Raw genomic sequence first — 12,423 nt, forward strand, 5'->3', positions numbered from 1 at the left:
CTTACTTGGTGCGCGGATGGAAGTTGAATGCCTGCTGGAAGGCGCGATAGGCTTCCTTCTCGCTGTCGGTCTCGGCACGCGGCAGCGCGATCGCGAGTACGACGTACAGATTGCCGGCTTCCTTGCCGGGAATGCCTTTTCCTTTCAGCCGCAATTTGCGGCCGGCGGTGGAGTTCGGCGGGATCGTCAGTTCGACCGCACCGGCCGGCGTGTTGGCGGTGACGCTTGCGCCCAATGCCGCTTCCCACGGCGCCAGCGGCAAATCCATGTAGACGTCGGCGCCGTCGACGCGATAGTGCGGATGCGGGCGGAACGCGATTTCCAGATAGAGGTCGCCGGCCGGCCCGCCGCCGATGCCGGCGCCGCCCTGGCCGGCGAGCCGCAGGTTCTGTCCGGTGCGTATGCCTTTGGGAATGTTCACGCTCAGCGTGCGCGTGCGATGCACGACGTGGCCGTGTTCGTCGACTTCTGGTAGGCGCAGCGAAATCGATCGTTCCGCGCCACGATAGGCGTCTTCCAGATCGATCTGTACCTTGGCGTGATGATCCTCGCCGGCCATGCGCATCGTGTGCGTGCCGTGTGTGCCATGTGTACGGAAGCCGCCATGCCCGGCCTGGCGACTGAACATCTGTTCGAAGAAATCGCCGAAATCCATGCCTTCGAAGCCGGCAGATCCGCCGCCGTTGCTGCGGAATTCGAAGCCGCCTGCATCCGGCGGCGGCTGAAAATCCTGGCCGTTCTGCCAGTTGGCGCCGAGGCGGTCGTAGGCGGAACGGCTCTCCGGATCTTTCAATACCTTGTAGGCTTCGCCGACTTCCTTGAAGCGTTCTTCGGCGTCGTCCTGTTTGCTGACGTCCGGATGGTATTTGCGCGCCAGCCGGCGATAGGCATTCTTGATCTCGTCCTGCGTGGCGTCGCGTTTGACACCCAGCGTTTCGTAGTAGTCCTTGAATTTCATCTGCGCCTCTTGCGTTTGCCTGGTCAGAAATCCTTGATGACGATCGAATCGTGATACGTGCGTTTTCTCGCTGCTAGCCGACTGCGGTGCCGAGCAGTTCGCCGATGCCGGTGGTGACGGCCATTGCGATTGCGCCCAGCACACCGACGCGCAACGCGGCACGCAGCGGCGGTGCATTACCGATGGCGGCACCCAGCCAGCCGAGTACGATCAGGAACAGCAGCGACGTTGCCGCCAGCAATGGAATACGCATCTCGGCAGGCGCCACGATCGCCATCAGCAGCGGCAGCGCGGAGCCGGTCGAGAACGTGACGGCCGATGTCACCGCTGCCTGTACCGGGCGTGCAGCCGTGTCCTCGCGGATGCCGAGCTCGTCGCGTGCATGGGCGCTCAGCGCATCGTGCGCCATCAATTGTTGTGCAACCTGTGTTGCCAGTTCGGGCGTCACGCCGCGCGATACGTAGATCGCTGCCAGCTCGCGTTGTTCGGCAACGGGACGGTCGCGGAGTTCCTGGCGTTCGCGATCCAGTGACGCCTTTTCGGCATCGCTTTGCGAACTGACGGAGACGTACTCGCCGACTGCCATCGACATGGCGCCGGCAACCAGTGCGGCGACGCCGGCCGTCAGCAGTTCGCCGCGTTCGGCGTTGGCAGCGGCCACGCCGAGCAGCAGGCAGGAGGTGGAGATGATGCCGTCGTTGGCGCCGAGAACGGCCGCGCGCAGCCAGCCGATGCGTTCGTTGGGATGCTGTTCGGAATGCGGGCGATGCGGCATGCAGATTCTCCCTTTCGTTGACCGACGGTAATTACTGTAACACTGCGGCTATCTGGTTGCTCCATTGCGTTGCCATGTTGCCGCGGTGGCGTTAGCCGCCTCTTTCTGTGCGTTGTGAAATGCGACCACGTTTCCGGCGCCTGTCTTGTCGTCGCTTTCCTACGCGGCTTGGCCGACTGTCCGGCATGACGCGGCATGGCGTCTGTACTATGCTCATCCGCATTACATGTCGGAGGGCGGATGCGCGGATGGCAAAAAGGCGTGTTGTGGGGAGCGGCGCTCCTGATGCTGCTGTTGGCAGCAGGCGTCATCGCACTGCACGCGCTAACCGACAGCAATCGCTTGAAGCAGCTTGCGCGTGAATACGTCGCTCAGGCGTGGGGACGCGAACTGACGATGGGTGAAGTTTCGCTGTCGTTGCTGCCGACGCCGCGCCTGCACGCGGCAGACGTCGCGCTGTCGAACCCAGACTGGACGCAGGAGCGCGATATGCTGCGCGCTTCCGGCATTACCGCACGTTTTGCGCTGCTGCCGCTGTTGCATGGCGAGTTCATCGTCGATGGCCTGCAGTTCGATGAATTGAAGATGCATGCCGAAACCGATCGCGACGGTCGGCAAAACTGGCTATTGCCGCCAGTGAACGGCAAGCAGTCGACGTTCGACTTGCGCTATCTGCGCGCTGACGGCAGCAGTATCACTTTTCGCAGTGCCGACGGTACGCAGCGCAAATGGCAGCTTGAAACCTTGCGCCTGCATGCTGGCAGCCGTCTGCATAATCTGATGATCGATGCCCGAGTACGACGCAACGGGCAGTTGCTGGAACTAGATGGCACGCTGGCAGATCTGTCTGCAACCGGCACGCCCGGTGCAACGACGAAGGGACGATTGAATGCGCGGATCGGCGAAGCGGCGCTGGCGCTCGAAGGAGAACTGCCGCTCGATCCGGCGCTGCAGCGTTATGCGTTTACTGTTTCCGTCGATGCGAAATCGCTGCAGCAAGCCTATGCCTTTCTTGATATTACCGAACGCCCGCCGGTGCAGCTGAAAGCCAGTGCGATGCTGCAGGGCGATGGCAAGCGGCTTAATCTGCGTGAAGGAAAGCTGCAGATGGGGCAATTGAACCTGCGCGCTGAGGCCTGGCTGGAGCGCGGCGCGCGGCCGCGTTTCAATGCCAATCTGCATGCCGATCGTGTCGACATGATTCAGACTTTTCTCGATGCCGGGCGTCCGCCGTTGCCAGCGAAGGAAACGGGGCAACTGTTTCGCGACAAGCCGTTGCCGTGGCCATTGCTGGCCGCGCTGGCCGGCAAGGATGGTCATGCGGAGATTGCCATCGACCGCCTGAAGCTGCGCAACGGCATCGAAGTGAGCGAAGCGGCGGCACAGCTGGATTTTCGTGACGACAGGATGGCCGTGCCGTCGTTCAGCGGCAAGCTGCTGGACGGTAGCGCCAGCGGCGATGCCGTGTTCGAAGGAAAGCGGCAGGCAGTCGATCTGAACCTGAAGCTGGACAATACGCTGCTCGGCCGCTGGTTCAAGGAAACGGACAAGAAGGTCGCGCTGAGCGAAGGGCGCATGCAGGTGGAAATGCGCGTGCATGCGGCTGGCGCGTCGATGAAGGCATTGGCGGCATCTGTCACGGGGCCGCTCGATATCCGCATTGCGCGTGCGCAGGTGCTGTCGCAGAAGGCGGGGCAGGCGGAATTCTGGCTGACCGGTTTGCTGTCGGCCAAGGATGCCGATAGCATCGATCTGTCCTGCATCAGTGCGCGGCTGCCGTTCCGCGACGGTGTGGCGAGCGGAGAAGGCATCGCGGGCGCGCGCAGCGACGTCAGCCAACTGCTGACCAGCGGCACGATCGACATGCGTTCGCAGACGCTGGATCTGCGCGGCCGCGTGCGCGCGCGTTCCGGCGTGGCGCTTGGCTGGTCTACCTTCGGCGGCAACGTGAAGATCAGCGGGCCGATCGCCAAGCCGCAATGGGAAACAGACGAAGCAGGAAAGGTCGGCACCATCGCGCGCATCGGTGCCGCCATCCTGACCAGCGGTGCGAGCATCATCGTCACCTCGATCTGGGATGGCGCAAATCCGGAATCCGATCCGTGCCAGCAGGTTTTTCGCGGGCGGAACGACGGGAAAAGGGAAGATGCCGGGAAAAGTGCTGCACAGCCTGCGCCAGCGCACGAACCGCATGCAGTGGATTGATTCCTGGCATCAATAGACAACAATGGGCATCACGGCTATTGATGGGCATTCATATGCCTTAACGGGACATTGATGGAATTCGAACGCAACACCCGCTATGATGACGGCACTTTTGATTCCCCGGGAGAGCGGATGGCCAGTGTGCAGGAAATCGTCGACAAGCAGAAGGATGGCGCGCAGTTCGTCCTCTCCGCACAGATGCTGCGCATGCAGCCGGAGGAATTCGATGCACTGGCGCAGCAATGGATCGCCGATGGCGGCGCGGACGGCTTCGAGCTCGTCGGTGTGCCGCATCGCCGTTTCATCGATGGCGCATTCTTCGTCGATCGCGTCACGGCGATCCGGACGACCTAGGCCGCACGCATTTCGGATCATTCCGAATCATTTCGACTTCCACCAGCGATTTACTCTATGTTGTTTACCCGCCTGCCGGTCATCCCTCAATACCTGCTGCCGAAAAGGGCGCTGACCGTCTTCGCCGGCTGCATCGCCGGCGCCCGCCTGGGCCGCATCACGACGGCGCTGATCCGCTGGTTCGTCGGCAAGTACGGCGTCGATATGCACGAGGCCGCCAACCCGGACATCACCAGCTATTCGACCTTTAACGAATTTTTTACGCGTGCCTTGCGCAGCGGTGCACGTCCGATCGCTGCGGCCGATCTGATCTGTCCGGTCGACGGCGCAATCAGCCAGTTCGGCCGCATCGAGCATGACCGTATTTTCCAGGCGAAGGGACACAGCTATTCGGCGACCGCGCTGGTCGGCGGCGATGCCGACCTGGCTGCGCATTTCATCGACGGCAGTTTTGCGACGCTGTACCTGAGCCCGCGCGACTACCATCGCATCCACATGCCGTGCGACGGCCGCCTGATGCGCATGGTCTATGTGCCCGGCAGTCTGTTCTCGGTCAATCCGACGACGGCGCGCGGCGTGCCCGGCTTGTTTGCGCGCAACGAACGCGTGGTTTGTGTATTCGAGAGCGAGCGCGGCCCTTTTGTCATGGTGCTGGTGGGGGCGACCATCGTCGGCAGCATGCAGACGGTCTGGCATGGCGTCGTCAATCCGCCGCGTCCCGGCAAGGTGCGTGAATGGCGTTACGACAGGCAGCACCTGACGCTGAAGAAGGGCGACGAGATGGGCCGCTTCCTGCTCGGCTCCACGGTGGTCATGCTGTTTCCCAAGGACAGGCTGACGTTCAATGCGAACTGGCTGGCGTCCGGGCCGGTGCGCCTGGGCGAGGCGATGAGCGAAGTCGTGGCCGAAGCGAAGGCGGGCGCGGCAGCCGATGCGGCAAGCATGTCCGACGCAGCGGACGATAGCGCAGGCGGCACAACAGGCGCATGAGTCTCGGCATCTGGCTCCTGTTCTTCGCCGCCGATACTGCCTACATGCTATGGGTGCTGCGCGGGCAGGGTGCGGAATGGATGGAAGGCTGGCGCGCCGTGCTGTTCATCGACTGGTTTCATGCGGCGTGGTGGTCGGCCGAGCAGATTCGCCTGTATGTGCTGCTGTGGTGGATTTGCCATGCGGTCTGGTTCGTGGCTGGCCTGTTCATGCCGGCGTTGCGTGGTGCCTGAGGGATATAAGGGATATAAGGGATATAAGCAGACGTGTAAGCGCTGCATGAAGGGCAATGCCGTCATGTTTCCTGATGGCAGCATTGCCGGCCTTCGATTCCCGATCTTGTCGTCTAGTTTCCCTTGGGCGGAAACGGCTCATCCTGCAGCAAGCCCTTGTCCGTTCCATCGCGTTCGGCTTCATCTGCGGATTTGTGCCCGGACGGATTGATCTTTCTGATTTCCTGTTCCGTTTCGTGATCGGCCGGCTTTTTCTCGCCGCTGCCGATATCCGCTTCTTCCATCATGTGGTTGCCGCTCTCCTTGCTCGTACGCGCCATGTCGTTCTCCTCGTGCAAATATGCCGGTTGGACTCGCAGTATGGCCAAAGATTCGGCTCGGCTATGGCCGTCATGGCAAAAAACAATCGCTTGCCGTTTTGAAATGTTACGCCACGCCCCGATATGGGCTGATATGCTTCGCATCGCGTCACAAATTTCTCTGCATTCGCTGCACAAACGGAAATCGCCATGAGCTTCCTGCTGGATCTGATCGAACAATACGGCCTGCTATTCGTCTTCGCCAACGTGCTGGTGGAGCAGCTTGGCGCGCCGGTGCCGGCCTATCCGACGCTGGTGATCACCGGAGCATTGCTGGGGCGCGGCGAATACTCGGCGCCGATGCTGCTGCTGACCGGCGTGGTGGCGGCGCTGATTGCCGATTACGCGTGGTATCTGGCAGGCCGCCGTTACGGCGGACGCGTGATGGCGAAGCTTTGCCGCATCTCGCTGTCGCCGGATTCCTGCGTGCGGCAGACCGAAGGCGTCTACATGCGTTACGGCCCTGCATCGCTACTGGTGGCCAAATTCGTGCCGGGTTTTGCGTCGGTCGCCAGCGCGCTGGCGGGAGCGATCGGCACGCGTTCGGGAAAGTTTCTCTTCTTCGATGCGCTGGGTGCGGCCTTGTGGAGCGGCTCGGCGATTTTTCTCGGTTCGCTGTTCAGTTCGGCGGTCTCCGATCTGCTGGATATCCTGGCCAGCCTGGGGCAATGGGGCCTGGCGCTGGTGGCATTGGCCTTTGCCGTCTATCTGGCGAAGAAGTGGTGGCAGCGTTATTCCTTCCTGAAGGATCTGCGGATGGCACGCATCACGGTGAAGGAGCTCGATGAATTGCTGAAGGGCGGTAATCCGCCAACCATTATCGATGTGCGTACCGGCCTAGCGCAGCAGAACGGACGCATCCCCGGTGCGATGGTGATGTCGGCCGACGACGATCTGAGCGCGCTGGTCATCAATCCCGAAACCGATTCCGAAGTCATCATCTATTGCGCCTGCCCGAATGAGGTATCGGCCGCGCGGCTGGCAAAACGGCTGATGCAGCGCGGTTATACGCGCGTGCGGCCGCTGACCGGCGGCATCGATGCGTGGATCGCCGCGGGCTATTCGCTGGAACAGAATTGATCTCGACGGCATCCGACTGACGCCGCGCCCCTGTATCCTTATACGATGACCGAACCGATCCTGATCCAATTCTTCAAGGCCGCCATCCTGGTGCCGATCACGCTGCTGCCTATCCTGAATCCGTTCGGCAATGCGCCGGTGTTCGCCAGGCTGTCCACCGGCATCAGCCGCGATGCGGAAAAGCGGCTGGCGCGGCAGGTGGCGATCAACTGTTTCTTCATGCTGCTGGGCGCGATGTTCATCGGCTCGCACGTATTGGCGTTCTTCGGTATCTCGCTGCCGATCGTGCGCGTCGGCGGCGGCATCCTGGTGATCGCGACCGGCTGGCGGCTGCTGAACGACGACAGCAACAGCGGCGACGGCGATGCGATCCGCGCGCAGGTGGCGACGCGCCAGGTCTGGTCGGAAGACGAATTCAAGGTGCGCAGCTTCTATCCGATCAGCTTTCCGCTGACGGTCGGCCCCGGCTCAATCGCCGCTTCGATCACGCTGGGCGCGAATACGCCGATGCGGCTGCCCGACATCGTGATCTCGGCGGGCAGTGCGGTGCTGGGCGTGGGGCTGACGACGCTGGTGATCCTGCTGTGCTATCGCTATGCGAACGGCATGGTGCGCATGCTGGGTCGCCTCGGCACGATGGTCGTGTTGCGGCTATCGGCCTTCATCCTGCTGTGCATCGGCATCGAAATCTTCTGGCACGGTGTCGTCGATCTGTTGAGCGAATCGGGTCTCGTGTCCTGATTTACTTTGCCGTGCCGGCTTGCGGAATGCGTTTCTCGTATTCCGCTTCTACCTCAAGGAAGGTATCCCAGAACAGGCGCTGAGGCCGATTTTCGAGACGGCTTTCCAGAATGCCCAGATGCGTATGCCATCCGCTGGAGACACTGACCATTTCGCCGCGGTTGCGCAGCCTGAAATGCGTGACGGTCAGAACTGTCTTTTCTCCTTGCGGCTGAAGATCGAAGCGTACTTCGGAATTCGTCCCGTCCTTTTCGTCCCATGTGAATGCCAGCAGATGCGGCGGGTCACATAATGTGACCTGTCCGCGAACCGTATGGCCATCCTGATGTATCGAACGGAAGCGTTCGGGCGGATTCTCGTTGCAGGCGTAGCTGAAATCGAACATCAGCACGACCTTGCCGCTGACCTTCAATTCCATCGGCCCGAACGCCAGCCAGGTACGCCGCTTGTCCGGATCGGTGAGATAGGCCCAGACGTCCTCCACAGAGCCGGACAGCACGCGTTCGATCGTGACGGTTTGCGTATCGATATATTTGCCGAAATCGTTCATCGCTTTCTCCTTTTGTCGGCGGCCGCTCGCTGCAATTCGCGTTCCAGCGCATCGAGCCGGCCGTTCCAGAAACGTTCGTAGAAACGCAGCCATTGCTCCGCTTCCGCCATCGGTGCGGCCTGCAGCGAGCAGACGTGCGTACGGCCTTGCACGCTGCGGCTGATCAGGCCGGCGTTTTCCAGCATCTTCACGTGCTTGGATGCGCCGGCGAACGACATGTCGAACGGTGCGGCCAGTTCACCGATCGTGCAGTCGCCATCGGCCAGACGACGCAGCATCTGCCGCCGCGTCGGGTCTCCCAGCGCCGTGAAGACGGCGTCGAGTTTTTCGGAATGTAATTCAACCATATGGTTGAATATAGGCGATGTTTTTGGAAAAGTAAACCAATTGGTTGAATAATTTATTACGCCGAATCAAGTCGGCGCGTACGCCGCAGCAACTGCCCTGATGCTTTCGGCGCGCAGTCCGTGGACGCGCGCCCTGCATATTGGTTATGGAATTCGGCTAGGGGGAGGCCGCGCTAAAGAATGCCGTCCAGGATCAGCCAGCCGGGCAGCCAGGCTGTCAGGATGCCGAGTAGCAAGGTGACGATGCCGGTTTGCCGGGCGATATTGCGCCCCTTGGCCAGCAGCAGGAAGAACATGAACCACAGCATGGCCCAGCTTCCCCACGACAGGCCGAGCCAGATATCGCGCACGGTCTCGGCGTGCGACAGTGCATCGACGGTGACGGGAACGACGGTGATCGCAACGAACAGGCTGAACCATCCCAGCCCGCGGCCGTCGGCGCCGTTGAAGCGATTCAGCGCGACCCACAGATAGGTGAACGTAAACAACAGCGTCAGCGCCGCGCCCCGGATCGATTCGGCATCCGCATCGGCGCCGAAAGCCATCCGCAGGGCGACCAGCAGCGTGATGCCGCCCGAGAACAGATTGATGACCCATATTTCCCGGTCGCCGATGCGATCGAGCAGCCACAGGCCATTGAGAAAGAGAACGGCGCCGACATAGAGCAGCGAAAGTCCTTGCAGCATGAGATTTCCTTTGGCAGACCGTTTCGTGCCTGCCGATGATCAAATGGAGGTTGGCAAAGGCTGGGCGGCATGATGCATGCCGCGCGAGCGGCGTGCATTCTCGCATGAACATGCCCTGATTTGCGGCGATCCGGTTGTAATTCGGAAAATCCCTAGAACAATGTGTCACGCCGTCGCCTCGTCGACCGTTATGGCTATGCAGCAGGCGGAGCAGGGATGAGGGCGTGGACAGGGCGAGCCTTCGCATTGTCGACAGGATCAGTTGTCGAGCAATGTGAGCAACGGTGCGGCCAGGAACATGCTGGCGATGACCAGTGCAGCGATGCACCACCGTCTGCGTCTCTGGCGGACATTCTCGATGATGCGTGCAGCATTGCCGTGGCGCGGACGATAGCGGTCGTTCATGGGATGGCGCATGCGTCGGTGGCCGGCTGCGTGACGGCGACGATATGGATTTTCGCGATACGGCCGGACGGCAATATGACCTCGGATTCGTCATCCGATTTGCGTCCCAGCAAGGCAAGCCCGACGGGCGCGAGCACCGAGATGCGCGTCGTGCCCGGAGCGGCTTCGGTCGGTTCGACCAGCGTGACCGTTTGCGTGGCGCCGGCGGCGGCATAGGTGACGGTGGAATGCAGCGATGCATGTTCAGGCGCTTCGTCCGGCAGCAATGCGGCGGAAACGATGTCGAGCAGGCGTTCGGCTGCTGCGCTCTCCGCACCATCGTGGTGAAGGATTTGTTCGGCGAGTGCCTGCAGACGGGTGGCATCCTGCCGATTCAGACGGATTTGTTGGCTCATGGCGATATAACTCCCGACCGGCATCAGCCGGCACAAAGAAAAACGATCGATGCCGACGCGTCAGCGCACCGGCAGATAACGGAATACGAACGAAGAAACTGTGTGGAAGGCTCGGGAGCGAAGAAGGAACCGTACCGGTTCCGGAGGGACACTCACCGAGCCGAAGGGAGGCAGGCGAGGTCTTTGGTGAAGGCCGCGAAGGCGGCGAACGCGACGGCAAGGTGTGCCGTCATTCGCGACGCGCGCGCGCACGCTGCTTCCCGGAGGGAAGACATGCGGTTCGACAGGGCGGCGTACGAAATCATCGCGTGATATCGGAATGAAAATTAAATGAATCGGGAAAGCAAAACGGGACAGCAGAACGACCGAGTATAGCCGCTGGGGGATTTTCGTCAACCTTGCGGCTTTTTCAACGAATGGCCGCCCACAGCAGCGACAGTCCCGAGCAGAACAGCAACGCATCGAGCAGCAGCCGGAAGCCGTCGTCGCTCAGTTTCAGCATCACGACCTTGCCGGCGAAGGTGCCGGCCATCAGCGATGCGCCGACCAGCAGGCCTTTCGTCAGGATATCCGGCGGCAGCGCGCCAAGTTCACCGAAAGTCGCCAGTTTGCTGACGTAGAGGAACAGCGAGCTGGCTGCCTCGGTCGAAATGAACGCGCCCTTGGTCAGGCCATAGGCGGTAAAGGCCGGTACGCTCAATGGCCCGGTCGACAGCACGAGGCCGGTCAGATAGCCGATACCGGCGCCGGCAACGGCAAGCTGCCACAGCTTCAGGCGGAAATTGTGTTTCCTCAACCAGTGCCGCGCCGGAATCATGAAGAGGAAAAAAATGCCGAGGCAGGCATTCACGATATCGGACGGCAGTGCCAGCAAGGTACGTGCGCCCAGTGCCGCTGCCGGAATGCCGGTGACCGAATATGCGGCGAAGGCCCGCCAGTCCACCAGCCGCCACCATGCCAGCACGCGCGCAAGGTTCGCCATGACGGCGGCCACCGCCATGATCGGCACCGCCTGCTTGGGGCCGAAGGTATAGACCAGGATGGGCAGCAGCATGATCGACGATCCGGTGCCGATCACGCCGCTGACGACACCGGCAATCAGCCCGACCAGCAGGACGAAGATATAGGAAGTCATGAAGGAATCGGCGGGAAGGCGGCTGGCAAGGTGTCTTGGCGTTCCGGTATCGCGGTTACACTCTTGTTATCGAGAAGGATGAATGGAACATGAGCATTGTAGACAACAAAAAGGCATTTCACGATTATGCAATCGAAGACCGCTACGAAGCCGGCGTGATGCTGCAGGGCTGGGAAGTCAAGGCGATCCGCGCCGGCCGCGTGCAGTTGAAGGAAGCCTATGTGATCGCACGCGACAATGAAATCTTCCTGTTCGGCGCGCATGTCAGCTCGCTCGAAAGCACGTCGTCGTTCAGCCATCCGGAAGCACGCCGCACGCGCAAACTGCTGCTGCATGCGCGGGAAATCGACAAGCTGGTTTCCAAGGTCGCGCAAGCCGGCTACACGATGGTGCCGCTGGATCTGCACTGGGTGCGCGGCCGCGTGAAATGCAGCATTGCGCTGGCGAAGGGCAAGCGTGAATACGACAAGCGTCATACCGAAAGAACACGCGACTGGCAGCGCGAACAGCAGCGCATCATGAAAGTCCACAAACGCTGACGCATAGACGGAAAACAGGATGAACGAAAAATTCAACGAAGAAAATGCCGGCGAATCGCCGGAGCGAGTCAGCGGCGTCACGATCGCACATTACAGCGAATCTGCCGACGCCTTCCGCGAAGGCACCCGGGATCACGACGTCAGCCAGAACATCGATGCACTGTTGCGGCATATCGAGGGAACGCCGCCATTGCGCATTCTCGATTTCGGCTGCGGTCCGGGACGCGACTTGAAAGCATTCGTCGCACGCGGCCATGCGCCGATCGGCCTCGACGGCACGGCGGAGTTCGTGCAGATGGCAAAAGCGGAAAGCGGTTGCGACGTCTGGCAGCAGGATTTCCTGAAGCTGGAATTGCCGCCTGCGTATTTCGATGGCGTGTTCGCCAATGCCTCGCTGTTCCATGTGCCGTCTGTCGAACTGCCGCGCGTATTGCGTGAATTGCAGGCGACGCTGAAGCCGCGCGGCGTGCTGTTTGCCTCCAATCCGCGCGGCAACGATGAAGAAGGCTGGAACCGCGGCCGCTACGGTAGCTATCACACGCTGAAAAGTTGGCAGCGCTACATGACAGATGCCGGCTTCGTCGAACTCGAACATTACTATCGGCCAGCCGGCCTGCCGCGCGACCAGCAGCCGTGGCTGGCTTCGGTCTGGCGCAAGGCAGATTGAAGCC

At 61.4% G+C, this 12,423-nt stretch carries 17 protein-coding genes; 8 read left to right on the top strand and 9 right to left on the bottom strand.

What is annotated here, in order from left to right:
• Nucleotide 1: 1 nt before the first annotated feature.
• Entirely contained in the window at nt 2-958 is a 957-nt protein-coding gene (locus ACO1VH_RS09005; protein ID WP_486244162.1) for a DnaJ C-terminal domain-containing protein, read from the bottom strand.
• A 73-nt stretch (nt 959-1,031) separates the two neighbouring features.
• Nucleotides 1,032-1,733: a VIT1/CCC1 transporter family protein gene (locus ACO1VH_RS09010; RefSeq protein WP_486244163.1), complete on the bottom strand. Its 702-nt coding sequence runs from the start codon at nt 1,731-1,733 to the stop codon at nt 1,032-1,034.
• A gap of 240 nt (nt 1,734-1,973) precedes the next feature.
• Between ACO1VH_RS09010 and ACO1VH_RS09015 the strand changes: the two genes are divergently transcribed.
• From ACO1VH_RS09015 to ACO1VH_RS09030, 4 genes are all read left to right on the top strand, one after another.
• Complete coding sequence (locus ACO1VH_RS09015; RefSeq protein ID WP_486244164.1) at nt 1,974-3,938, top strand: AsmA family protein; 1,965 nt, start codon at nt 1,974-1,976, stop codon at nt 3,936-3,938.
• 72 nt (nt 3,939-4,010) lie between these two features.
• Nucleotides 4,011-4,292, top strand: a complete 282-nt coding sequence (locus ACO1VH_RS09020; protein WP_486244165.1) for a hypothetical protein — start codon at nt 4,011-4,013, stop codon at nt 4,290-4,292.
• 57 nt (nt 4,293-4,349) lie between these two features.
• Nucleotides 4,350-5,282: an archaetidylserine decarboxylase gene (gene asd, locus ACO1VH_RS09025; RefSeq protein WP_486244166.1), complete on the top strand. Its 933-nt coding sequence runs from the start codon at nt 4,350-4,352 to the stop codon at nt 5,280-5,282.
• Nucleotides 5,279-5,515 (top strand): hypothetical protein, encoded by a 237-nt coding sequence (locus tag ACO1VH_RS09030; protein ID WP_486244167.1) that lies wholly within the window; start codon nt 5,279-5,281, stop codon nt 5,513-5,515. The genes asd and ACO1VH_RS09030 overlap by 4 nt, the downstream gene beginning before the upstream one ends.
• A gap of 113 nt (nt 5,516-5,628) precedes the next feature.
• Here ACO1VH_RS09030 and ACO1VH_RS09035 read toward each other — a convergent pair whose 3' ends face one another.
• Nucleotides 5,629-5,835 carry a hypothetical protein gene (locus ACO1VH_RS09035; protein WP_486244168.1) on the bottom strand — a complete coding sequence of 69 codons (207 nt, stop codon included), beginning with the start codon at nt 5,833-5,835 and terminating at the stop codon, nt 5,629-5,631.
• A 189-nt stretch (nt 5,836-6,024) separates the two neighbouring features.
• On the opposite strand from ACO1VH_RS09035, the gene ACO1VH_RS09040 reads away from it, so the two are divergent.
• Nucleotides 6,025-6,954, top strand: coding sequence for a DedA family protein/thiosulfate sulfurtransferase GlpE (locus tag ACO1VH_RS09040; protein WP_486244169.1), 930 nt, complete (start codon nt 6,025-6,027; stop codon nt 6,952-6,954).
• Nucleotides 6,955-7,011: 57 nt separating this feature from the next.
• Nucleotides 7,012-7,695, top strand: coding sequence for a MarC family protein (locus ACO1VH_RS09045; protein WP_486244238.1), 684 nt, complete (start codon nt 7,012-7,014; stop codon nt 7,693-7,695).
• 1 nt (nt 7,696) lies between these two features.
• Here the strand turns inward: ACO1VH_RS09045 and ACO1VH_RS09050 are convergent, their stop codons facing one another.
• The 6 genes from ACO1VH_RS09050 to ACO1VH_RS09075 form a co-directional block, all read right to left on the bottom strand.
• A complete protein-coding gene (locus ACO1VH_RS09050; protein ID WP_486244170.1) occupies nt 7,697-8,245 on the bottom strand; it encodes an SRPBCC family protein in 549 nt (182 codons plus the stop codon).
• On the bottom strand, nt 8,242-8,592 hold the full coding sequence (locus ACO1VH_RS09055; RefSeq protein WP_486244171.1) for an ArsR/SmtB family transcription factor: 351 nt from the start codon (nt 8,590-8,592) through the stop codon (nt 8,242-8,244). The genes ACO1VH_RS09050 and ACO1VH_RS09055 overlap by 4 nt, the downstream gene beginning before the upstream one ends.
• A gap of 173 nt (nt 8,593-8,765) precedes the next feature.
• Complete coding sequence (locus tag ACO1VH_RS09060) at nt 8,766-9,278, bottom strand: AmiS/UreI family transporter (protein WP_486244172.1); 513 nt, start codon at nt 9,276-9,278, stop codon at nt 8,766-8,768.
• A 258-nt stretch (nt 9,279-9,536) separates the two neighbouring features.
• On the bottom strand, nt 9,537-9,683 hold the full coding sequence (locus tag ACO1VH_RS09065; RefSeq protein ID WP_486244173.1) for a hypothetical protein: 147 nt from the start codon (nt 9,681-9,683) through the stop codon (nt 9,537-9,539).
• Nucleotides 9,680-10,078, bottom strand: coding sequence for a GreA/GreB family elongation factor (locus ACO1VH_RS09070; protein ID WP_486244174.1), 399 nt, complete (start codon nt 10,076-10,078; stop codon nt 9,680-9,682). The genes ACO1VH_RS09065 and ACO1VH_RS09070 overlap by 4 nt, the downstream gene beginning before the upstream one ends.
• Nucleotides 10,079-10,487: 409 nt before the next feature.
• Nucleotides 10,488-11,213 (bottom strand): sulfite exporter TauE/SafE family protein, encoded by a 726-nt coding sequence (locus tag ACO1VH_RS09075; protein WP_486244175.1) that lies wholly within the window; start codon nt 11,211-11,213, stop codon nt 10,488-10,490.
• An 89-nt stretch (nt 11,214-11,302) separates the two neighbouring features.
• Between ACO1VH_RS09075 and smpB the strand changes: the two genes are divergently transcribed.
• The gene (gene smpB, locus ACO1VH_RS09080) at nt 11,303-11,752 is read left to right on the top strand and encodes an SsrA-binding protein SmpB (RefSeq protein WP_486244176.1); all 450 of its coding nucleotides are present in this window, start codon (nt 11,303-11,305) and stop codon (nt 11,750-11,752) included.
• Between the two features lie 19 nt (nt 11,753-11,771).
• Nucleotides 11,772-12,419 carry a class I SAM-dependent methyltransferase gene (locus ACO1VH_RS09085; RefSeq protein ID WP_486244177.1) on the top strand — a complete coding sequence of 216 codons (648 nt, stop codon included), beginning with the start codon at nt 11,772-11,774 and terminating at the stop codon, nt 12,417-12,419.
• The last annotated feature ends 4 nt before the right edge of the window (nt 12,420-12,423 follow it).

This window comes from Oxalicibacterium sp. (assembly GCF_057353965.1).

Excerpts from the sequence above, each read along its gene's own strand:
- ACO1VH_RS09005 (WP_486244162.1), bottom strand. The coding sequence starts at position 958 with ATGAAATTCAAGGACTACTACGAAACGCTGGGTGTCAAACGCGACGCC.
- ACO1VH_RS09010 (WP_486244163.1), bottom strand. The coding sequence starts at position 1,733 with ATGCCGCATCGCCCGCATTCCGAACAGCATCCCAACGAACGCATCGGC.
- ACO1VH_RS09015 (WP_486244164.1), top strand. The coding sequence starts at position 1,974 with ATGCGCGGATGGCAAAAAGGCGTGTTGTGGGGAGCGGCGCTCCTGATG.
- ACO1VH_RS09020 (WP_486244165.1), top strand. The coding sequence starts at position 4,011 with ATGGAATTCGAACGCAACACCCGCTATGATGACGGCACTTTTGATTCC.
- asd (WP_486244166.1), top strand. The coding sequence starts at position 4,350 with ATGTTGTTTACCCGCCTGCCGGTCATCCCTCAATACCTGCTGCCGAAA.
- ACO1VH_RS09030 (WP_486244167.1), top strand. The coding sequence starts at position 5,279 with ATGAGTCTCGGCATCTGGCTCCTGTTCTTCGCCGCCGATACTGCCTAC.
- ACO1VH_RS09035 (WP_486244168.1), bottom strand. The coding sequence starts at position 5,835 with ATGGCGCGTACGAGCAAGGAGAGCGGCAACCACATGATGGAAGAAGCG.
- ACO1VH_RS09040 (WP_486244169.1), top strand. The coding sequence starts at position 6,025 with ATGAGCTTCCTGCTGGATCTGATCGAACAATACGGCCTGCTATTCGTC.
- ACO1VH_RS09050 (WP_486244170.1), bottom strand. The coding sequence starts at position 8,245 with ATGAACGATTTCGGCAAATATATCGATACGCAAACCGTCACGATCGAA.
- ACO1VH_RS09055 (WP_486244171.1), bottom strand. The coding sequence starts at position 8,592 with ATGGTTGAATTACATTCCGAAAAACTCGACGCCGTCTTCACGGCGCTG.
- ACO1VH_RS09060 (WP_486244172.1), bottom strand. The coding sequence starts at position 9,278 with ATGCTGCAAGGACTTTCGCTGCTCTATGTCGGCGCCGTTCTCTTTCTC.
- ACO1VH_RS09065 (WP_486244173.1), bottom strand. The coding sequence starts at position 9,683 with ATGAACGACCGCTATCGTCCGCGCCACGGCAATGCTGCACGCATCATC.
- ACO1VH_RS09070 (WP_486244174.1), bottom strand. The coding sequence starts at position 10,078 with ATGAGCCAACAAATCCGTCTGAATCGGCAGGATGCCACCCGTCTGCAG.
- ACO1VH_RS09075 (WP_486244175.1), bottom strand. The coding sequence starts at position 11,213 with ATGACTTCCTATATCTTCGTCCTGCTGGTCGGGCTGATTGCCGGTGTC.
- smpB (WP_486244176.1), top strand. The coding sequence starts at position 11,303 with ATGAGCATTGTAGACAACAAAAAGGCATTTCACGATTATGCAATCGAA.
- ACO1VH_RS09085 (WP_486244177.1), top strand. The coding sequence starts at position 11,772 with ATGAACGAAAAATTCAACGAAGAAAATGCCGGCGAATCGCCGGAGCGA.